This is a genomic window from Prevotella sp. C561 (assembly GCF_000224595.1).
Taxonomy (GTDB): domain Bacteria; phylum Bacteroidota; class Bacteroidia; order Bacteroidales; family Bacteroidaceae; genus Prevotella; species Prevotella jejuni.
Genome location: NZ_JH114155.1, coordinates 1 through 20,874 on the forward strand (window position 1 = coordinate 1; position 20,874 = coordinate 20,874).

Below are 20,874 nucleotides of genomic sequence, written 5' to 3' on the forward strand. Positions count from 1 at the left end.
CGAGCTGGGTTCAGAACGTCGTGAGACAGTTCGGTCTCTATCGTATCGTGGGCGTTGGAGTTTTGCGTGGTGCTGACACTAGTACGAGAGGACCGTGTTGGACAGACCTCCGGTTTACCAGTTGTGCCGCCAGGTGCACCGCTGGGTATCTGAGTCTGGATTGGATAAGCGCTGAAAGCATCTAAGTGCGAAGCCAGCCGCAAGATGAGAACTCCTCATAAGGGTCGTCATAGACGATGACGTTGATAGGGTGTAGGTGTAAAGACGGTGACGTCAAAGCCGAGCACTACTAATTGCCCGAAACTTTCTTCGGGTCTCCCGCCTCCAAAGTTTGGAGTGCGGGGACCGCTGACTCAGACTTTGAGCTGTGTAATCTTCTTGAAAGGAAGATATGAGTTCTATATGTTTTGCTTGTGGAAATACGTCACCTTATACGGCTGACAGTTAACATTTCGTTATCAATAAGAGATAATGACAATAGTTGAAGAGATATGTTAGTTAGAAGTTATATTAGGTGGTTATTGCGGCGGGGTCCCACCTCTTCCCATTCCGAACAGAGAAGTTAAGCCCGTTTGCGCCGATGGTACTGCAATGCAATGCGGGAGAGTAGGTGGCCGCCTTCTTTTACAAGAGCCTTGAAGAGAAATCTTCAAGGCTTTTTTTGTTGTTGGTTGATTATTGATGGGTGTTGATGTTGTGTTGTGAGTGGATGTTTATTAGGCTTATGGGCCTTATATGGCTTATAAGTCTAAGGGGCTAATGTAACCAATGGGTCTTATAGGTCTTATAAGTCAAATTAGGCTAATATTCTAATTGAAAACCAAAGTCTTATGCTATTAATGTTTCTTATGTTATTTTTCTTTAGACTCTCGATTTATCATTTGTTGTCACTACTGTCATTCATATTAGCTTGTTAATTTGTTAGGTTCCAGGTGATTTCACGAAGTGATAAAAGTGAAAGCAACTAAAAGTAAGACTAAAATTGGTTATTTACTGGGCATTTATTACATTACAAAACTAGTATTATTCTTGAGAGGTAATAAGGTGTTTAATTGATGAAAGAGATGATGATAATATTTTATGCATTTAAGCGTTATAGTGTTTAGGTTATTATAATTTGTTTCTAATTTATTGCAATATGATGAAAGGAAAGAATGTAATAGAGGATCAGTCTAATTTTGATGTTCGTGATACTTTAGTTGGGCAAGACGCAGAGTTTGTTTTGGATGACTCGGACTCCCTTAAAGATGTTGGAGATTCTTTTGATAAGGGTAGTAATGTTTTTAATCGTAAAGAAGAACTTCGTCGACAAAGAAGGGAGAAAGAAATTAGTGAATTAAAATCGTCGAAGGCTTATAAGTTTATTAGTACAATAACTATTTTAGCAGATAAATATTTTTTAGATGCACTTCTTGGTTTTGTACCATCCGTAGGTGACCTTGTCTCATCTATCTTTGGATTGCCGTTTATATATGTCACCTTATTTAAGGTCAAGTCTATTCCGCTTACATTAGCTGTCATCTATAATTATTTAGTAGACATTTTATTGGGAAGTATCCCTTTCTTTATCGGTGATGCAATAGATTTTTTCAGTAAGGCTCACGTAAAGAACTTAGATTTAATTACACGCTATGTGGAAGGAGATAAGAGAACAATACGTCAGGTGAGGTCGAAAGCATTGCTAACAGCTATCCTTATTATTCTTCTCAGTATTGTCATTTATTTCGTCTTTAAGTTATTGATTGGAGTTACTGAATTGACGTGGACAGTGATTATCTCAGTATTAAAATGGTTGATAGGACTTTTCTAAGCATTTTAGAAGTATAGTATTTACGCTTAGATTATAAAAAGTAGACCCTACTAATTGGCATCCATTTGTCATTAGTAGGGTCTCCTTATATAATATTAGAGTTTCGTTATTATTTACAGTAGAAGGTTAAATCCTTTGGTATCTTCACCCACTTATTATTTACGACAATCTTCATTGTACTACCCTCAAGTCGCGTAAGTGTATACGTTCCATCTGAATTATATTTCAGTTCAGCCTTAAGGTCTTCGCTGCCATAATCGTTGATAATGGTCAGTATAGCTTTCTTACCTTTAATAGACGCATCAGACACAATCCATTTACGAGTGTCACGTTTAGCACCGAAGTATCCGGGCACCTCTCCGAAAATCTCTTGCCGTGGTACAGTAATGTTATTATGGTAGAAATCAATATCCATCCACACTTGGTATTCATCGTTTACAAGATGTGCTCGAAAGATAGAATCCTTATTCAGAACAGTCTTATTACGTTCTGTAGTGGATGTTGTCTTCTTACCTTCATTAGATACATTGTTTTGTGCGGTGATGTTCGCAGATGATGCTAACAACGCTATTATAATCAGTATAATTTTTTCTTTCATATCTATGACTATTAGTTATTTGCAAAGTTAGAACAAATAAATCAATTAATAGTACGTAATAAATAAAAATATATCGATTAAATTGTTGCTTTCCTTATTTTGTATTACCTTTGTGGGCGATATATATCAAATGTGTTAAAGGATAAGATGTTGTTTCCAGATTATATTTTTGAGACCAGCTGGGAAGTATGTAATAAGGTCGGAGGAATTTATACAGTACTTTCTACTCGTGCAAAGACATTACAAGACAAGATAAAGGATCATGTTATCTTTCTTGGTCCTGATTGCTGGCAAGAGACACCGTCCCCTTATTTTAAGGAGGATAAGAAACTATTTGCTGCATGGCAGCAGCAAGCAGCCTCTGAGGGTTTAGCGGTTAAGGTAGGTCGCTGGGATGTTCCTGGTGAGCCAATTGCTATGCTCGTAGATTTCCAATCTTATTTTGCTCATAAGGATGAGATTTATGCCGAATTGTGGGAGTATTATCATGTAGATAGTCTCCATGCTTACGGTGATTATGATGAGTCAGCAATGTTTGCTTACGCTACAGCCCTTGTTGTAGAAAGTTTCTATAGATTCTATCTTAGTGAGAAAGACAAGGTTGTCTTCCATGCAAACGAATGGCAGACAGGATTTGCCGCACTTGTATTACAGCATCGTTTGCCACAGATAGCATCTATCTTTACTACTCATGCAACGGGTATTGGTCGCAGTATTGCGGGCAATAACAAGCCATTATACGAATATCTCTGGGCATATAATGGTGACCAGATGGCTTCGGAGTTGAATATGGAGAGCAAGCATTCTATCGAGAAGCAGACAGCACATTATGTTGACTGCTTCACGACAGTGAGTGATATTACTGCAACAGAGTGCAAAGAGTTGCTTGATAAGCCAGTAGATTTAGTTCTTCCAAATGGTTTTGAAAACGACTTTGTACCAAAGGGTACAACCTTTACAAAGAAGCGCAAGGCAGCTCGTAAGCGTTTGCTTGATGTTGCCAATGCGTTGACAGGTGACGATATACAAGATGATGCGTTAATCGTATCAACCAGCGGACGATATGAGTTCCGCAATAAAGGTATTGATGTATTCATAGAATCAATGAACCGCTTGCGTTATGATGAGAACTTGAAGAAGCTGGTTGTAGCCTTCATTGAGGTTCCAGGCTGGGTAGCGGGTCCACGTCAGGACCTTGTGGAGCGTCTCAACAGCGGTAAACAGTTTGACACACCATTGGATAAACCTGTACTCACGCACTGGCTCCACAATATGGACCATGACAATGTACTGAATATGCTCAGTTCTCTCGGTATAAACAATGCAAAGGGAGATAAGGTGAAGGTCATCCTCTTGCCTTGCTATCTGACAGGAGATGATGGCATTATGAATATGAGCTATTATGACCTCGTATTGGGTAACGACCTCTGTGTCTATCCTTCATACTATGAGCCATGGGGCTATACACCATTAGAGGCAATAGCCTTTAAGGTACCTTGTATTACAACCGACCTTGCTGGTTTCGGTTTGTGGGCAAATACAGAGAAGGGAAAATATAGCGAAATAGAAGATGGTGTGAAAGTATTACATCGTACAGATTATAATTATTCAGAGGTAGCTGATGGTATTAAAGATACCATAGCCCGTTACTCTTGCTTTACGAAGACGGAGGTGAACAAGTGTCGTTCAAATGCCGAGAAGCTCTCTCGTATGGCTCTTTGGAGTGAGTTTATCATCTATTATGAGCAGGCTTACGACATAGCATTAAAGAAAGCAGCTGCAAGAAACAAGTGATAACTGCTTAGTAACAAAATAACGAATAACAGTCAAAACTATAATAAGTTATGAAAATTAAATCAGATTATTCCAACGAACCTCAGTGGAAAGAGGTAACTGTAAAGTCAACTCTGCCAAAGGAACTGGCATGTCTTGATGAGCTTGCTCACAATATGTGGTGGGCATGGAATTACGAAGCACGCAACATGTTCAAAGCTCTTGATGAGGAACTCTATGAAGAGGTTGGACATAATCCAGTCCAGCTCCTTGAGCGTCTTAGCTATGACCGTAAGGAAGCTATCGTAAAGGACAAAAAGCTGATGAAGCAGGTGAGTGATGTCTATAAGAAGTTCCGTACTTATATGGACGTTAAGCCTAACAAGAAGCGTGCTTCTGTTGCTTACTTCTGTATGGAGTTTGGTTTGAATCAGGCTCTAAAGATTTATTCTGGTGGTCTTGGTATCTTGGCAGGCGACTACATTAAGGAGGCTTCTGACTCTAACGTAGACTTCTGTGCTGTAGGTTTCCTCTATCGCTTTGGTTACTTCACACAGAGTCTTTCTATGGACGGCCAGCAGATTGCTAAGTACGATGCACAGAATTTTAACTCTCTTCCTATTGAGCGTGAGCTTGATGAGAATGGCAATCAGGTTGTTGTTGATGTACCTTACCGCAACTATATGGTACACGCACTTGTATGGCGTGTAAACGTTGGACGTATTAAGCTTTACTTGCTCGATACAGACAACGATATGAACTCTGAGTTCGACCGTCCTATCACTCACTCTCTTTATGGTGGTGACTGGGAGAACCGTTTGAAGCAAGAGATTCTGCTCGGTATCGGTGGTATTCTTACTTTGAAGAAATTGGGTATCAAGAAGGATATCTATCACTGCAATGAAGGTCATGCGGCACTTTGCAACCTCCAGCGTCTTTGCGACTACATTGAGAGTGGCTTGACATTTAATCAAGCTATGGAGCTTGTACGTGCCTCATCACTTTATACCGTTCATACTCCTGTACCAGCAGGTCACGACTACTTCGATGAGGAACTCTTCGGTAAGTATATGGGTGATTATCCTGCTAAACTTGGTATCTCGTGGGATGAGTTCATCGGTATGGGTCGTACCAATCCTGATGATCACAGCGAGCGTTTCTGTATGAGTACCTTCGCTTGTAACACCTGTCAGGAAATCAATGGTGTGTCAAAACTTCACGGTTGGGTAAGCCAGAAAATGTTTGCTCCATTGTGGAAGGGATACTTCCCAGAGGAGAATGCTGTAGGTTATGTTACTAATGGTGTACACCTCCCAACATGGACAGCAACAGAGTGGCGTAAGGTTTACGACAAGTACTTTGATGAGAGTTTCATGGGTGACCAGAGCAATGAGTCTATCTGGCACGCAATCTATAATGTTCCAGATGCAGAGATCTGGGAGACACGTATGGCATTGAAGCAGAAACTTATCAAGTATATCCGTGATAAGTTCACCAAGCAGTGGCTCCGCAACCAGGGTGACCCAGCTAAGGTTGTTTCTATCCTTGAGCGTATTAATCCTAACGCATTGATGATTGGATTCTGTCGTCGCTTTGCAACCTATAAGCGTGCACACTTGCTCTTTACTGACCTTGAGCGTTTGGAGAAGATTGTAAACAACCCAGAGCGTCCAGTTCTGTTCTTCTTCTCAGGTAAGGCACATCCTGCTGATGGCGCGGGTCAGGGACTTATCAAGCGTATCTTTGAGATTTCACGTATGCCACAGTTCCTCGGTAAGATTATCTTCCTTGAGGATTACGATATGCAGTTGGCTCGTCGTCTCGTTTCTGGAGTTGATATCTGGATGAACACACCAACTCGTCCACTCGAGGCAAGTGGTACATCTGGTGAGAAGGCAGAAATGAACGGTGTTGTTAACCTCTCAGTACTTGATGGCTGGTGGGTTGAAGGCTACCGCGAGGGAGCTGGCTGGGCATTGCCAGAGAAGCGTACCTATCAGAATCAGGGCTATCAGGACCAACTTGATGCAGCTACTATCTATGGTCTTCTCGAGAATGAGATTGCTCCTCTCTACTTCAATAAGAATCAAGATGGCTACTCAGAGGATTGGGTTAAGGTTGTAAAGAACTCTATTGCAACTATCGCTCCTCACTATACAATGAAGCGTCAGCTTGACGACTATTATGACAAGTTCTATGAGAGTCAGGCTAAACGTTCTCATAAGCTCGAGGCTAATGACAATAAACTTGCTAAAGAGATTGCTCTTTGGAAGGAGTCTGTAGCAGAGCGTTGGGACAGCATCTATGTTGTTTCTAAGGACGAGGATGCACTGCAGGATATTGCTACAGGTCATAAGATTAAGGTTACTTACGTTATCGACGAGCAGGGCTTGAACAATGCTGTAGGTCTTGAGTTGGTATTCTTAAAGAATGCACCAGTTGATGACGTTAACATCCACAAGGTAATCCCATTCAAGATGGTGAAGACTGAGGGTAATCACTATACTTTCGAGGCTACTTTCGATGCAACAGAAGCAGGTGCTTATAAGTGTGCTGTCCGTATGTATCCTAAGAATGATCTCCTGCCACATCGTCAGGACTTCGCTTACGTGAAGTGGATTGGATAAAAATAGTCTGAGGACTAATCAATAAATAAAAGCCATTCCTGAACTCTGTAAAGGGTTGGGAATGGCTTTTTTGTGTTTATATGCTATTGAATTATCGCTGGACTTAATCTATTTTATAATGATAATGAGCCATTTTTGTTTATGCGTTTACCATTTGGTTACAGTCTTCTGCTTACCCTTTTTTATACATTTTGCGATAACGTGAACCGATGTTAATGATTTTCTTTTCACGTTCTAACTGTGCTGTAAGTTGATAGGCGTAGGTTGTAGAAAGATTCAGACGGCGACGGAGGTCGTTAACGGTGATTATCGGACTCTCTTCAAACAACTCTTTTAGTGCAGCGTTAACGGCTGATTTTATAGGAAGTGTGGATGTACCGTCTTTGTAGGTTTTGTTTTCAAAAATCATCTTTCCTAACGCTTCGTGAAAATCCTTATCGGGGCGGAATCTAATTTTGCGCACAGCAACATTACGGAGGTGGTGACGATGCGTCTTAGGGTCTTCGTAGATGTCGCCTTTAAGGGCAAGTGAGAAGAATCCAATGCCCGGTAGATGGACTGTATTCCCACTTTTTAGCTCCTCTGCTAATTCTGTTTTTAATGCCGAGATAGTCCCAAGAATGTCGGCTGTTGTAAGCGTTGTTGCTTGTTGGATATGCTGACAGATTCTCTCTATTCCCGTGACATCTTTCTTGATAGGTACGATTCTTAGTGCTTTACGTTGTGCGAGTTTACCGCTTGTTCTTAATAGTTTGTAATTTACAGTCATAGCTTTACGTTTGTAATAAGGGTTAATAATCATCTTTTTCGTGAGCCGTTAGTGTGTGAAACGAGTCTCTATAATCACATACTTTTAGCTTAGGCAGAATTCTTTTCACGAAAGAAAGAAATTATTTACGTGAAAATAAATATTTCTTTTCATGAAGAAAAATATTTCTTTTCATGAAAATAATTCGTGATTCATGCTGCAAAGATACTGTTTCAATGGTCGCTTGCCAAGTATAAGCTATGTAGTAATGTCTGTATTTGTGCTTTTTTGCGTGGGTGTAGATTTGAGATGGGTAGGTAAAAGGGTAAAAGAAAAACTCTCAGACCAATGAGGGTATGGTCTGAGAGCTATGGTTTGAAAGTAACCCCCTATTGATTTACTTTCCGAGTGTACTTTATAGAAGGGGGATGATAAATATATGTAATGATATAAAATACTTTTTTACCACACGAACTTGTATTGATGGCTACCACTTGTCATTGCAGTTGGGAAACCATTACTATTGACAGTCCATGTAAAGTTGTTTTTGTTGCCGCTCTTATCAATAAGCTGTAGAGGCAAGTTCTTAGTTGCTTTTCCAAGCAATCCTGCATAGTAGGCGTATTTCATTGCGCCAATGTCAATACCAAACGTTGTATTGAAGAGCATAATGTTACCCTTGTTCACTATAGGAGCTGGGGTTGTATCTGAGGTATAAGCAACTTTACAAGTGTCTTTTTTTCTTGTTGTTGTTTGTGAGACGATAGTTTTTGTCTCTATTTCAGAGATGTTGCTATCTTTATAAGTCAAAGTAAATTTTTTGTAGTCATCTGCTGAATGGATTATATTGGTCAGCTGATCATTATCGTTATAGGCGAAATACCATGTATCTTCCTTTGTATTTTCCTTTTGCTCTATCATGCAACTTCTAACAAAACCGTTGTTGTTCAGATACATTCTGTAGATCGTTGTATCTCCATTACGTTCTACTTTCATGAAGACATTTGGGACTACAATAGCACGTGTTTTTGTATTATTGTATTTAAAAGATACCATTTCATCCTTAGTCTCAATACTTGTAACTAATCCTTTTTCATTTGTTTGGATAGTCATATTGTCCACCTCTTTAGGCGTTCCATTAGTGAATACCTTTGAAAGATCAATTGTTACAGGATCTGGCAAGCCGTCAATAATCCAGTCATCATCGTTTTTGTTACTGCATGATGATAAAACAAATGTTGCACCTATTACTGCTGCAGTAAGAAGTGCGATTGTAATAGTCTTTTTCATTGTCTCGTTTTTGTGTTATAATTAGTAATTGGCACATTCTTGTCAACTCATTGGCTTGTGCTTTTGTTCTCTGTTGCAAATATATAAAAAACTTTCTTCAATGCCCCGTTTCTATACTATGATTTTATTAGTTTAGGGTGAAAAAGCATATAATAAACTCTATATTATAGCTTTGCTTTGTTCTCTATGTATTTTATAACATTTACCTTCGATAGTCTCCAGTCATTAATTCCTGCTGTAGAAAAGCGTATGTATAGCCGGGACTTTGATAATATAATCCTGTAGACTGGTCTTGAATACGGTTGTAAGTGTCAGAGTTATAGAGCATATCAATAGCTTCGGACATAGTATAATGTTTGTCTTTCATCAATAAGGCTATAAGTTCTGCACATATTTCCTCTTTCATTGTATCTATCTGTTCGTTGGTCAGTTCTATGGTCTCTTTAGTTTGGATTTGATATTTTAGTGTACCACCATCCCTCTCACAGATGATAGAGATATCATGAATAGCATCTTCAAAGGATTGCGTATGTAGGATATCATAAAAGGACATTAGGTAGTCTATTCCCTTAAAACGTTTAAGGTAATTATATGCCTGACGCTGATTAAGATGGAACTGCTTTGCAAATTCAGCAATCAAAGCAACTATATAATGAATCTGATATGTTTCTTCTCTAGACATACGATGTTTATTATCTCTGCGACAAAGATAAGAATTATCCTCCGATATATAGTCTTCTATTGTGATAAAAGTTCTTTCTTGGTGACAATAAGACTATCAGTTTGCTTGATTGATAAGGTTTACCACCACTTTTACCATTATGTCTTTCTCTTCCGTCTTGCTCTCTGCAATCATCAGCGTGAGGGCAACGAGCGTATTGTCAGCAATGCGTTTGGATCCATCTGGACGATAGAGAATATTGTTGTTATTCATGAACCATAGGAAGAGAGTGGCTGCAATGCGCTTGTTACCATCGCTGAATGAATGGTTTTTGGTGACAAGATAGAGAAGCATAGCCGCTTTCTCCTCCACACTCGGATATAGTTCCGTGCCATCAAAGGTTTGATAGATTTGTCCGATAGAACTTTTGAAGGACTCATCTTTCTCATTACCAAAGAGTACAGAACCACCAAACTTCTGTCGAAGCATATCTATCTCGTGCATAGCATTCTCGTATGTGGCATGGAAAGGTTCTTCTTTGGTGGTCTTAGCGATATGGAGTCGCTGGTAATCATAGTTATCAAGTGTGTCGAGTGCGTAGGTATAGTCCACCACAACATCAAAGAGCGCATTACTTTCGTCCGTTGTCTTTGCGGGTTGTTGCTGAATGGCTCTGCCTAAGACCTGTATGAGTTGGCGCAGTTCAGCAATCTGTTGTTTTCGTATGTTCTCATTGATAGCATAGCCTTTGACAAGATATTGCTTAAGAACAGAGTTAGCCCATTGGCGGAAACGGATACCACGTTTTGTATTTACACGATATCCCACGGATATTATCATATCAAGATTGTAATAAGCGACTATACGAGAAACTTGCCGTTTGCCCTCTTGTTGAACTGTTCGGAATTTCCGAACAGTTGAGTTAGCATCGAGTTCATCATCTTCTATGATGTGTTTTATATGCTCGCTAATCGTTGCTTTACTGGATTGAAAGAGTTCAACCATCTGTGCCTGTGTAAGCCACACGGTCTCTCCTTCCAACTTTACATCAAGTTGAGTCTTACCATCTTCACTTTGGTAGATAATAATCTTGTCATTTAGGTTCTCAGTCATATCGTTTAGATGTTTAGTTATGCGTAAGTGTGATAATCACTACTCGTGTTTTACGGTATAAGTGTTGGTTATGTATGCTGCTATTGTCATTCTTTCGTCAGTTTACGACTCATATAGCGTACAGGATACCATACGGAGAGCCAGCCAACAAGGATAACAGTAAAGAAGATAGTAACGATGTCTTCGGGGTGAACGCTAATAGGATAGGCATTGACAACGAAATTTCCTGCTTGATCACCAAGCTGTACAAGACCGTATGTCTGTTGTAACCAGCAAAGTAATAAGCCGAGCGCAATACCGATGACAGCACCAGCAGCGGAAATCATCCTACCTTCAAAGAGGAAGATACGGCGTATCTGACTATCTGTTGCACCGAGGTTACGCAGGGTGATAACGTCATTCTTCTTGTCGATGATGAGCATAGAGAGCGAACCAATGATATTAAAGCAGGCCACCATAAGTATGAAAGTAAGGAAGACGTATGCAAAGAGTTTCTCAATGCGCATGATGTTAAACGTGTCAGCCTGTTGTTCGTAGCGGTCTAATACCTTGTATTTATCGCCGAGAAGGGTCTGTATTTCGTCCTTTACCTTGTCAATGTCTACACCAGGTTTCATGCGTAACTCAAGTGAAGTAATCTCTCCTTGTCGGTTGAAGATACGACGTGCGAAATCGAGGGAGGTGATGATATATCCCTTATCATACTTCATCTGTTTCACTTGAAAGAGTGCTCCTGGGGATATTAAAGAGTCCTTTACAAAGGCATCTGTAGGGTTAGAGGCATCATACTGTCCTTCACGTTGTGGCGCATAGATGTGTAAGTAGTCCTGCCAAGCTACTCCTGTACCGAGGTCTTGAGCCAGTCTAATACCAAGCACACCGTATTGCAAGTTGGCAGTATGGAGTCTGAAATCACCATCACCATAAAGAATATTACTGATATGAGTCAGCGAGTCGAAGTTATCTTCTACTCCCTTCACGTTCACCATGGCTTGTTTGTCGTGATAGATAGCTAAGGCCTGATCCTCAACACACTCCGTTGCAACCTCTACGGTAGGAAGATGTTTCACTTTAAGGAGCAAGGGATCATTAGCATTCATGGCCTTACCTTTAGCAGCTTCAATCTTCAGTTGTGGGTCGAAGTTGGTGAAGAATGATGCAACAAGGTCGGAGAATCCATTGAATCCACTTAATACAACGACCAATGCCATTGTTGCCACCGACACACCGAGTACTGAGATGAGGCTGATGATATTAATGGCATGTGTGCTCTTCTTTGAGAAGAGGTAACGTCGAGCAATGTAAAAAGGGAAGTTCATGATGGGTGTTAGGTGTTGAATGTTGGGTGATGATGTGTAGAGTGTTGGGTGTGATGGATGTTTGGTGATGGGTGTTAGGTGTTGAATGTTGGGTGTTGATGAATTGATAACTGAGGGTGGTGGATTTCTGAATAGGCTTTGCTACCTATTTACTAATCGTCAACACCTACCTCTTAATACTTATCAACAATTCATCAACACCCAACATTCAACACCCATCACCCACCTTCTACTTCTTTAGTAACTCATCAATACGCTCCAAGTAGTCGAGGGAGTCGTCAATGAAGAAGCGTAGTTCAGGGATGATACGCAGCTGATTATGCACACGCTGGCCTAAGTCGTAACGGATAGTCTTCTCATTGGCATTGATGTTTTTCAGTATCTCGTCTCCCTTTTCAGATGGGAAGATACTAAGGTAAGCGGTGCAGATACTGAGGTCTGGGCTCACCTTTACACGTGTTACACTAACCAAAACACCATGCATCATACGTGTCTGTGTCTGGAAGATACTTGCTAACTCCTTTTGAAGGAGGCGTGATATGCGGTTTTGTCTTGTCTCTTGCATTGTCTTATCTATTTATTGTTTTATCCTGCAAAGGTACTGAAAGTTTGAAGAATACACAAACTTTTAGTGTTGGGTGTTGGCTGTTTGGTGTTGGATACAGGGTGTTGGTTGTTGATGAAATGTTATGGTGGGTGATAGCTGTTGGATGTTGGTTGGTGATGAAATGCGGATGTTTGGGGATGGAAGTTGGGCTTTGGATGTTTGGTGTTGAGGGTCCGCACATGTGGTGCGGATGGTTAGCACCAGTGGTGTTGAGGGCCAGCCACATTGCAGTCGGTTATAAGAACGAATGCGACGAATGGGTTATACAATCGTTAAAGTTATCCCTTTGCGGTAATAACTCCCCTCCCTATGGGGGAGGGGCAGGGGGAGGGGCCAGCTATGTGTAGCTTTTATTTCTTCCTAATCAGCGTTAACCCATCACGAAGGGGCAGTATAACCTTCTCTATACGGTCGTCTTTAGCAACGAAGTCATTGAATTGTCGGATACCAACCGTTTGATGGTCATGGTCGTAGGCAGGGTCAATGACGTGCCAATCCCATAGTGTGTTGTCAGCGAGGATATAGCCACCAGAACGGATAATAGGTAGCAGCTTCTCATATACCTCCGTATAATTACGCTTGTCACCATCGACGAAAGCCATATCAAACATAATCCCCAACTTTGGAGCCTCTTCTGCTGCATCACCAATACGAAAGTCAATCTTGTCGGCAACAGGCGACCCTTCAATCCAAGGACGGGTGAAATCCTCCATCTCGTCATTGATTTCAAAGGTATAGAGTTTGCCCCCTTCCTCTAATCCTTCAGCCATACAGATAGCCGAATAGCCACTGAAAGTACCCACTTCAAGGATATTCTTAGGACGTATCATCTGTACAAGCATCTTCAAGAGACGCCCTTGCAGATGTCCACTTGCCATTCGTCCATGTATAGTATGGATATTTGTGGCACGATAAAGACGGTAAAGATAATCGCCTTCTGGGTCGATATGCGAGGCAAGATAGGCATCGCAGCCCGCCTCATCGGTGAGAGAAGTATAGGTGTTGGTTGTTGGCATGGGTGGTGATGGTGATGATAAGTGTTGAAAGATTATAAGAGTGACAATGCTTCTATAGCCAATCTGTAGCTGTTAAGACCAAAGCCTTGGATCGTACCCTTGCAGGCTGGCGCAATCATCGAGTGTCGGCGGAATTCCTCACGGTCGTTAACATTACTGATATGTACCTCTATCACAGGTGCTTGTAACGAGCGGATGCAATCCAAAAGAGCAATACTTGTATGCGTATAGGCTCCCGCATTGAGGATGATACCATCGTATGAGAACCCAGTCTCCTGTAGTTTGTTGATGAGTTCACCCTCAACATTACTTTGGTAATAGTCGATGACATCATTAGGGTAGCTCTCACGCAATTGTGAAAGGAATGTATCCATCGACACACTACCGTATATTCCTGGCTCACGCACACCTAACAGATTAAGGTTAGGGCCATTAATAATGATTACTTTCATATTCTCTTCCTTCTCAAATATCGTTTTTTAATGTATCTTTGCAGCTAAATTGCGATATGCAAAAATAAGAAATTAAATGGAAACAGGCAAGAATTCAAAAGATATTGTAGGTCGTTACCGCCGTTATCTGAAGTTAGAGAAAGGCTATTCGGCGAATACGTTGGATGCTTATCTGCGTGATGTGGATAAGCTCTTACGCTATCTTGCCATAGAGCAGGTCGATGTGTTAGATGTGAAATTAGAAGATTTAGAACATTTCGCAGCCTTTATCTCCGACCTTGGCATTGGTCCTCGCTCGTTGGCACGTATCCTTAGTGGGGTGCGACAGTTCTACCGCTTCCTTGTTGTTGATGGTTATTTGGAAGTAGACCCGACTGAGTTATTAGAGTCGCCCAAGCAGCCTGACCACTTACCAGAGGTGCTCTCCACGGCAGAAGTCGACCTTTTAGAGCAGGCAATAGACCTGACGAAGTGGGAGGGACACCGCAATCGTGCCATTATCGAGGTCTTGTTCTCTTGTGGACTACGTGTTTCAGAACTAACAAACCTAAAGTTATCCAATCTATATGTCGATGAACAGTATATAAGAGTGATGGGTAAAGGGTCGAAGGAACGCTTAGTCCCGATCTCACCACGAGCCTTAGACGAGTTAAACTGCTGGTTTGCTGACCGTAACGAGATGAAGATTAAGCCTGGAGAAGAGGATTATGTCTTCCTTAATCGGCGTGGTCACCATCTTACACGTACGATGATACTTATCATGATAAAGCGCTATGCGCTCGAAGCAGGTATCAAGAAGACAATCTCCCCCCACACCCTTCGCCACTCCTTCGCCACCTCCTTGCTCGAAGGCGGTGCCGACCTACGTGCCATACAGGCTATGTTAGGACACGAAAGTATCGGTACAACAGAGATTTATACGCATATAGACACCTCTACACTACGACAGGAAATTCTCGAACATCACCCCCGTAATATCCAGTATGATGAGCGTCAACAATCCGACTTACTATCAGAATAATCTTTATTGATGCCCATCAACATGTAAAAAAAAGGATAAAATCGAATTGCGTAACGGATTTTTATGTATCTTTGTGCCATTAAACTAATATTAAATTACAAACAACGTTTAAGATGAAAGTCAAACATTTATTCTTAATCGTCTTACTTTTTGTCACTGGTTTGGCCTCTGCTCAGCAGATGGGGCCTATCCCTGTGAATAAGAATGTAAGACAAGGTAAGCTCAGCAATGGCTTAACTTACTACATCCTTCACAATGAATGGCCAGAGCATGTAGCCAACTTTTACATTGCGCAGCGTGTGGGTTCTATTCAAGAAAACGACAAACAGCGTGGTTTGGCACACTTCCTTGAGCACATGGCATTCAATGGCTCAGAGCATTTCCCTGACTCTACGCTCCTCGAATTCACCCGTTCACTCGGTGTGCAGTTCGGTAGTAACTTGAATGCTTACACCAGTATCGACCAGACGGTCTATCGTATTTGTGACGTGCCTACAGCTCGTCAGACAGCACTCGACTCTTGTCTGTTGATTCTTAAGGACTGGTCAAATGGCTTGACATTGGCTGATAAGGAGATAGATAAGGAGCGTGGCGTTATTCATCAGGAGTGGCAGCTACGCCGTTCACCAGTAATGCGTATCTACGATGACGTGTTACCGAAGTTTTATCCTAACTCTAAGTATGGTCATCGTATGCCAATTGGCTTGATGAGCATTGTCGATAAGTTCCCTTATCAGGACCTTCGCGACTATTATAAGAAATGGTATCGTCCAGACAACCAGTGTATCATCGTTGTTGGTGATGTCGATGTAGACCATACCGAGAACGAGATTAAGAAGCTTTGGGCTAACTCTACTGTTCCTGCTAATGCAGCACAGGTTGTAGAAGAAGCTGTGCCTGACACGAAGGATGCTATTTACGTGTTTGGTAAGGACAAGGAGTTGCCTTACAGCCAGGTAGGTTTCAGCATGAAGCATGACGCCTTCCCTGACGCACAGAAGGGCGATATGTACTACTATGTTGACTCTTATGCAAAGAACATCATCACTATGATGCTCAATCAGCGACTCGCTGAATTGGCACAGAAAGCCGACTGTCCTTTCACTGGTGCTTATTCTGAGGATGGCGACTACATGCTTTCAAAACCAAAGGCTGCCTTCAGTATGGCTGCAGATGCTAAGGAAGGAAAGGACCTCCAAGCTCTTGCTGCTATCTATCGTGAAGCACAGCGCGTTCGTCTTTATGGTTTTACTGCAGGCGAATACGACCGTATGAAGGCTGAATACCTCTCTCAGTTGGAGTCTGCTTACGTTAATCGTAACAAGGTGAAGAACGCTCAGTATGGTGATGAACTTCGTGATCACTATCTTTCTAACGAACCTATCCCAAGCAAGGAGGACGATTATCAGATTATGAAGCAGCTTATTGAGATGCCTGCATTGAATGTTGATGTTATCAATAAGTATGCGCAGGAGCTCATTACCGACAAGGACAGCAACTTCGTTGCATATATCTTTGCACAGGATAAAGCGGGTGCTACTTACCCAACAGAGGCTCAGATGGCACAGACTATCAATGCTGTACGTGCTGAGAAGATTGAACCATATGTTGACAATGTAAAGCAGGAGCCACTACTCGACGAGAAGAAGCTACCTAAGGCTGGTAAGATTGTTAGCGAGAAGGAGAACAAAGTGCTTGGTTTTAAGGAACTGACATTGAGCAATGGAGCACGTGTCATTCTGAAGAAGACCGACTTCAAGGACAATGAAATTCAGTTCCAAGCTTCTGCGAAGGGCGGTAAGGGACTCTATGGTAAGGCTGACTTTAGTAACTTACAACTCTTTAATGCTATCATCGGTTATAGTGGTTTGGGTAATTTCTCACGTCAGGAATTACAGAAGGCACTCTCTGGTAAGCAGGCTTTTGTAGGCTGCGGCTTGTCAAACTACTATCAGACATTAGCTGGTTCGTGTGTTCCAAAGGACATTGAGACGATGATGCAGTTGCTTTACCTCAACTTAACGAATGTTGCAAAGGATGAGGCTTCATACAAAGCAATGATGGCACAAATGGAGTTATCACTCAAGAACAAGGATCTCTCACCAGAGAGTGTCTTTGGTGATTCGCTTAGCAACACTAGTTATGGTCATGAAGCGCGCTTTGCCCCAACGACGTTGAACACCTTGAAGAACGTTAATTACGACCGTATCTTACAGATTTGGAAGGAGCGTTTTGCTAATCCTGGTCAGTTTGTTTACTACTTCGTAGGTAACTTTGATGAGGCTACACTCCGCCCATTGATTGAGAAGTACATTGCATGTCTGCCTAAGGGCAAGGCTGAGAACTGGAAGGAAGTTCCAAGTTATGTAGCAGGTCAGGCGGTAAATAAGTTCACTCGTAAGTCTGAAACACCAAAGGCGATTGCCTTTGAGTTTTGGCATGCGCCAATGGCTTACACCCTTGAGAACGAAATTCTTACCAGTGCTACAGGTCAAGTGCTTTCTATGGTTTACTTGAAGAGTATTCGTGAGGATGCCAGTGCGGCTTACTCTGTAAGCGCAGGCGGCTCTTTGCGTCGTCTTGGCAATAAGTCTACTGCCGTCATTCAAGCATATTGTCCAATGGATCCAGCTAAGTCCGACCTCGCTCTGAAGCTTCTTGCTGAGGGTATAAAGGATAATACAGTGAAGATGGATGCCGATAAGGTGCAGAAGGTAAAGGACTTCATGCTTAAGGATGCAGAACTTTCTGCTAAGACTAACAATTATTGGATGGGTATTCTCGACAACTATATCTGGTCAGGTGTAGACTTCCATACCAACTATAAGAAGACTGTTGAGGCAATCACCCCAGCTAAGCTTGCAGCTTATCTGAAGCAGTTCTTGGCTGCTGGCAACCATGCTGAGGTTGTTATGACACCTGCGAAATAATACGAGCTGGGCGTGTGGAGAAGGACAGTCTCTTGTCTTTTTCCATGCATCTAACAGTCGATTACGAATTATTTACACGACAATAAGTATTTCTTTTCATGAAGAAAAATATTTTTTTTCATGAAAGGAAATATTTTTTTCATGAAAATAAATCAATGAGGGGGACTTTCCTTCTATCAATTGGGAGAGTGGAGGATAGGAGGTGAGGGCTTTCTTAGGTGTTAAAGGGCTATGCCTTATTGGCCTAATAGGCCCCAATAAGGCTTAATAAGATAGTGCTTAATGGTCTTGGGGCTATATGGCTTATTGGCCTAATAGGCCCCAATAAGGCTAATAAGATGATGCTTAATGGTCTTGGGGCTATATGGCTTATTGGCCTAATAGGCCCAAATAAGGCTAATAAGATGATGCTTAATGGTCTTGGGGCTATATGGCTTATTGGCCTAATAGGCCTAAATAAGGCTAATAATATAGTGCCCAATAGTCTTGAGGGGACTAAATAGCTTATTTGACTAATAAGCCCAAATAAGGCTAATCCTACCACACTAAATAGAAAAAGAGAATACAGACTATTCGTGAAGACAATCTATAATTTCGCTTAAAGCACTGTTTCGTTTGGTAGTATCATGCTTTTTATCTATATTTGTGCATTGTAACAAATACAAAAAGGATAATAAACGACAAATAGATGAAAGCTATCGAAATACTTTTCCCTGTCTTCTTTATGATGTTTCTCGGCTGGTTAAGTCACAGAAGAGGGTGGGTGACGGCTGAACAGAACGAAGGAGCGAAGTCGTTGGTGTTTAATATTCTATTCCCGTTGTTGGTCTTTCACGTTCTTGTGAAGGCCGAGCTGTCTACGAATTTCATATATGAAATACTCTTCTTAGATGCCGCTTGGATTCTTGTCTATCTGATAGGAAAGAGCATAGCTAACCCTATCAGTGGACGTTATGTCCGTTTGGCACCATTCTTACTGATGACCTGCGAGGGTGGAAGTGTTGCCCTACCACTTTATATAGCACTTGTAGGAGCAAAACATGCAGTGAACATTATCACCTTTGATGTGGCTGGAATCCTCATCAACTTTGGACTTGTTCCGGCGCTCATCATGCGTCAAACGTCAAGAGACGTGTCTTTTCTACCATTGGCAAAGCGGATTATTAGTGCTCCCTTCATCATAGCTGTTGTCGTTGGTATCGTAGTTAATCTGTTGGGCTTATACCAATGGCTGGCGGAGAATGGCTTAAACAATATATATGATGGTACGATGGATATGGCGATGTCACCTATTGCAAGCATAATCCTCTTCACCCTCGGCTACGGTTTCCACTTACGAACGGGGCAGCTTAAACCGCTATTGACATTGACACTGGTGCGCCTAATGTTGTGTGGCACTATTGTGGTAGGCTTTTTACTCTTGTTCCCTGGATTGATGAAGGTGAAGATATTTTTCGTTGGCGTACTCCTTTACTTTGCTTGTCCAACAGGTTTCCCAGTCCCGCTACAGATAGAAAGTCTTTGTAACGATGAGGATGACAAAAGTTTTATGTCGGCTTTTATCTCTATCTTCATCCTTGTGGCGATGATAGTATATACGTTGATAACATTGCTATTGATATAAATTTAAGGAGTGAACTACTTAGGAGTTAAGGAGTGAAAGGGAGTTGAAAGGAGTTAAGACAATAGTTTTAATAGTAATATAAAATAATGGAGTTAAGGAGTGAAAGGAGTTAAGACAATAGTTTTGTATTAATATAATATAAAGGAGTGAAGGAGCAAAAGGGAGTTGAAAGGAGTTAAGATAATAGTTTTTGTAAATCCAAACATTAGATTTGAGACATTGTAACATTTGTCTTAACTCCTTTCAACTCCCTCTCACTCCTTAACTCCTAAATTAAAAGAATATGAATGATAATGTAAAGAGTCCATGGCCAGGACCGGCGGGAATGATACCCGTAACAAGTGGCAAAGCTGATGATGCTAATGTGTTTAATCGCAACTACTTGGATTCTATCCATGTTGAGATGCGTGTTATTGATGCCATCGAACCATCATTGAAGACGGTCATCTTCGGTGAAGAGTTCGACTCACCGATTATGATGCCAGCCTTCTCACATTTGAATAAGGTGTTGAAAGATGGTAAGAAACCGATGTTAGAGTATGCTCGTGCAGCCAAGAAGCTAAAGACAGTGAACTGGGTTGGTATGGAACCCAACGACGAGTATGCAGAAATTGCAGCTGAAGGGGCACGGACAGTGAGAATTATTAAACCGTTCGCTGACCATAGTATTATTTTAGATGAGATTCGGTTTGCTATCGAACAAGGTGCGATAGCTGTTGGTGTAGACATCGACCATGTCCCAGGAACAGACGGACGATATGACGTTGTAGACGGTATTCCACTCGGGCCGGTCATGCTCTCCGATTTAAAAGAGTATGTGAAGGCCGCTGGTAACGTACCCTTCGTAGCCAAAGGGGTGTTGTCTGTGCAAGACGCCATGAAGTGTAAGGAGGCAGGTTGTGCTGGAATTGTTGTCTCTCATCACCATGGTAGAATACCTTTCGGCATTGCGCCACTAATGGTTCTGCCTAAGATAAAGGCAAGCTTAGCGGGAAGTGGAATCGCTATCTTCGTCGACTGCGGTATTGATACGGGTTATGATGCTTACAAAGCATTAGCGTTAGGGGCTGACGCCGTAGCTGTCGGCAGAGGTATCCTCAAACCTTTACTGCAACAAGGAGCTGAGGGAGTAGAGGAGAAGGTAAAGAAAATGAACGAAGAACTTTCTGAGCTGATGATGTACACCTGCGTGAAAGACGTCCGTTCATTCGATGCGTCTGTGCTTTATATCTAAGAAAATAGCATCTATAGGTACTGCTTAGTATTCCTATAGATGCTATTTTAA

General features: G+C 41.6%; 15 protein-coding genes, 2 rRNA genes and 1 pseudogene. 9 read left to right on the forward strand and 9 right to left on the reverse strand.

What is annotated here, in order from left to right; translation table 11 throughout:
• The 3 genes from HMPREF0666_RS13750 to HMPREF0666_RS13760 form a co-directional block, all read left to right on the forward strand.
• Window positions 1-314, forward strand: a 23S ribosomal RNA gene (locus HMPREF0666_RS13750); the annotation flags it as partial.
• A 196-nt stretch (window positions 315-510) separates the two neighbouring features.
• Window positions 511-623: ribosomal RNA gene (rrf, locus tag HMPREF0666_RS13755) — 5S ribosomal RNA — on the forward strand.
• Between the two features lie 515 nt (window positions 624-1,138).
• The gene (locus HMPREF0666_RS13760) at window positions 1,139-1,810 is read left to right on the forward strand and encodes a DUF4112 domain-containing protein (RefSeq protein WP_009012972.1); all 672 of its coding nucleotides are present in this window, start codon (window positions 1,139-1,141) and stop codon (window positions 1,808-1,810) included.
• A 109-nt stretch (window positions 1,811-1,919) separates the two neighbouring features.
• Here the strand turns inward: HMPREF0666_RS13760 and HMPREF0666_RS13765 are convergent, their stop codons facing one another.
• On the reverse strand, window positions 1,920-2,408 hold the full coding sequence (locus tag HMPREF0666_RS13765; RefSeq protein ID WP_009012973.1) for a hypothetical protein: 489 nt from the start codon (window positions 2,406-2,408) through the stop codon (window positions 1,920-1,922).
• Between the two features lie 147 nt (window positions 2,409-2,555).
• Between HMPREF0666_RS13765 and HMPREF0666_RS13770 the strand changes: the two genes are divergently transcribed.
• Window positions 2,556-4,202: a glycogen/starch synthase gene (locus HMPREF0666_RS13770; RefSeq protein ID WP_009012974.1), complete on the forward strand. Its 1,647-nt coding sequence runs from the start codon at window positions 2,556-2,558 to the stop codon at window positions 4,200-4,202.
• 50 nt (window positions 4,203-4,252) lie between these two features.
• Window positions 4,253-6,808: an alpha-glucan family phosphorylase gene (glgP, locus tag HMPREF0666_RS13775; protein WP_009012975.1), complete on the forward strand. Its 2,556-nt coding sequence runs from the start codon at window positions 4,253-4,255 to the stop codon at window positions 6,806-6,808.
• A 172-nt stretch (window positions 6,809-6,980) separates the two neighbouring features.
• Here the strand turns inward: glgP and HMPREF0666_RS13780 are convergent, their stop codons facing one another.
• The 8 genes and pseudogenes from HMPREF0666_RS13780 to aroQ form a co-directional block, all read right to left on the reverse strand.
• Window positions 6,981-7,577: an HU family DNA-binding protein gene (locus HMPREF0666_RS13780; protein ID WP_042856436.1), complete on the reverse strand. Its 597-nt coding sequence runs from the start codon at window positions 7,575-7,577 to the stop codon at window positions 6,981-6,983.
• Window positions 7,578-8,018: 441 nt separating this feature from the next.
• On the reverse strand, window positions 8,019-8,846 hold the full coding sequence (locus tag HMPREF0666_RS13785) for a DUF4595 domain-containing protein (protein ID WP_009012978.1): 828 nt from the start codon (window positions 8,844-8,846) through the stop codon (window positions 8,019-8,021).
• Window positions 8,847-9,306: 460 nt separating this feature from the next.
• Window positions 9,307-9,528: pseudogene (locus tag HMPREF0666_RS13795) on the reverse strand (DUF3791 domain-containing protein); the annotation flags it as partial.
• Between the two features lie 96 nt (window positions 9,529-9,624).
• Entirely contained in the window at window positions 9,625-10,620 is a 996-nt protein-coding gene (rhuM, locus tag HMPREF0666_RS13800; RefSeq protein WP_009012980.1) for a virulence protein RhuM/Fic/DOC family protein, read from the reverse strand.
• An 86-nt stretch (window positions 10,621-10,706) separates the two neighbouring features.
• Window positions 10,707-11,939, reverse strand: coding sequence for an FtsX-like permease family protein (locus tag HMPREF0666_RS13805; protein WP_009012981.1), 1,233 nt, complete (start codon window positions 11,937-11,939; stop codon window positions 10,707-10,709).
• A 229-nt stretch (window positions 11,940-12,168) separates the two neighbouring features.
• A complete protein-coding gene (rbfA, locus tag HMPREF0666_RS13810; RefSeq protein WP_004361056.1) occupies window positions 12,169-12,504 on the reverse strand; it encodes a 30S ribosome-binding factor RbfA in 336 nt (111 codons plus the stop codon).
• Between the two features lie 392 nt (window positions 12,505-12,896).
• A complete protein-coding gene (locus tag HMPREF0666_RS13820) occupies window positions 12,897-13,562 on the reverse strand; it encodes an O-methyltransferase (protein ID WP_009012982.1) in 666 nt (221 codons plus the stop codon).
• A gap of 32 nt (window positions 13,563-13,594) precedes the next feature.
• Window positions 13,595-14,014 carry a type II 3-dehydroquinate dehydratase gene (aroQ, locus tag HMPREF0666_RS13825; protein ID WP_009012983.1) on the reverse strand — a complete coding sequence of 140 codons (420 nt, stop codon included), beginning with the start codon at window positions 14,012-14,014 and terminating at the stop codon, window positions 13,595-13,597.
• Between the two features lie 76 nt (window positions 14,015-14,090).
• Between aroQ and xerA the strand changes: the two genes are divergently transcribed.
• The 4 genes from xerA (at window position 14,091) to HMPREF0666_RS13850 (ending at window position 20,823) form a co-directional block, all read left to right on the forward strand.
• Window positions 14,091-15,035 (forward strand): site-specific tyrosine recombinase/integron integrase, encoded by a 945-nt coding sequence (gene xerA, locus HMPREF0666_RS13830; protein WP_009012984.1) that lies wholly within the window; start codon window positions 14,091-14,093, stop codon window positions 15,033-15,035.
• A 113-nt stretch (window positions 15,036-15,148) separates the two neighbouring features.
• Complete coding sequence (locus HMPREF0666_RS13835) at window positions 15,149-17,965, forward strand: pitrilysin family protein (protein ID WP_009012985.1); 2,817 nt, start codon at window positions 15,149-15,151, stop codon at window positions 17,963-17,965.
• A gap of 688 nt (window positions 17,966-18,653) precedes the next feature.
• Window positions 18,654-19,589, forward strand: coding sequence for an AEC family transporter (locus HMPREF0666_RS13845; RefSeq protein WP_009012987.1), 936 nt, complete (start codon window positions 18,654-18,656; stop codon window positions 19,587-19,589).
• Between the two features lie 283 nt (window positions 19,590-19,872).
• Window positions 19,873-20,823: an FMN-dependent dehydrogenase gene (locus HMPREF0666_RS13850; protein WP_009012988.1), complete on the forward strand. Its 951-nt coding sequence runs from the start codon at window positions 19,873-19,875 to the stop codon at window positions 20,821-20,823.
• Window positions 20,824-20,874: the final 51 nt, after the last annotated feature.

Bases quoted from the DNA above. Each gene is read 5' to 3' on its own strand.
- glgP (WP_009012975.1), top strand. From the start codon at position 4,253: ATGAAAATTAAATCAGATTATTCCAACGAACCTCAGTGGAAAGAGGTA.
- aroQ (WP_009012983.1), bottom strand. From the start codon at position 14,014: ATGAAAGTAATCATTATTAATGGCCCTAACCTTAATCTGTTAGGTGTG.
- rbfA (WP_004361056.1), bottom strand. From the start codon at position 12,504: ATGCAAGAGACAAGACAAAACCGCATATCACGCCTCCTTCAAAAGGAG.
- HMPREF0666_RS13760 (WP_009012972.1), top strand. From the start codon at position 1,139: ATGATGAAAGGAAAGAATGTAATAGAGGATCAGTCTAATTTTGATGTT.
- HMPREF0666_RS13850 (WP_009012988.1), top strand. From the start codon at position 19,873: ATGAATGATAATGTAAAGAGTCCATGGCCAGGACCGGCGGGAATGATA.
- HMPREF0666_RS13835 (WP_009012985.1), top strand. From the start codon at position 15,149: ATGAAAGTCAAACATTTATTCTTAATCGTCTTACTTTTTGTCACTGGT.
- HMPREF0666_RS13770 (WP_009012974.1), top strand. From the start codon at position 2,556: ATGTTGTTTCCAGATTATATTTTTGAGACCAGCTGGGAAGTATGTAAT.
- HMPREF0666_RS13845 (WP_009012987.1), top strand. From the start codon at position 18,654: ATGAAAGCTATCGAAATACTTTTCCCTGTCTTCTTTATGATGTTTCTC.
- HMPREF0666_RS13785 (WP_009012978.1), bottom strand. From the start codon at position 8,846: ATGAAAAAGACTATTACAATCGCACTTCTTACTGCAGCAGTAATAGGT.
- HMPREF0666_RS13780 (WP_042856436.1), bottom strand. From the start codon at position 7,577: ATGACTGTAAATTACAAACTATTAAGAACAAGCGGTAAACTCGCACAA.
- HMPREF0666_RS13765 (WP_009012973.1), bottom strand. From the start codon at position 2,408: ATGAAAGAAAAAATTATACTGATTATAATAGCGTTGTTAGCATCATCT.
- HMPREF0666_RS13805 (WP_009012981.1), bottom strand. From the start codon at position 11,939: ATGAACTTCCCTTTTTACATTGCTCGACGTTACCTCTTCTCAAAGAAG.
- xerA (WP_009012984.1), top strand. From the start codon at position 14,091: ATGGAAACAGGCAAGAATTCAAAAGATATTGTAGGTCGTTACCGCCGT.
- HMPREF0666_RS13820 (WP_009012982.1), bottom strand. From the start codon at position 13,562: ATGCCAACAACCAACACCTATACTTCTCTCACCGATGAGGCGGGCTGC.
- rhuM (WP_009012980.1), bottom strand. From the start codon at position 10,620: ATGACTGAGAACCTAAATGACAAGATTATTATCTACCAAAGTGAAGAT.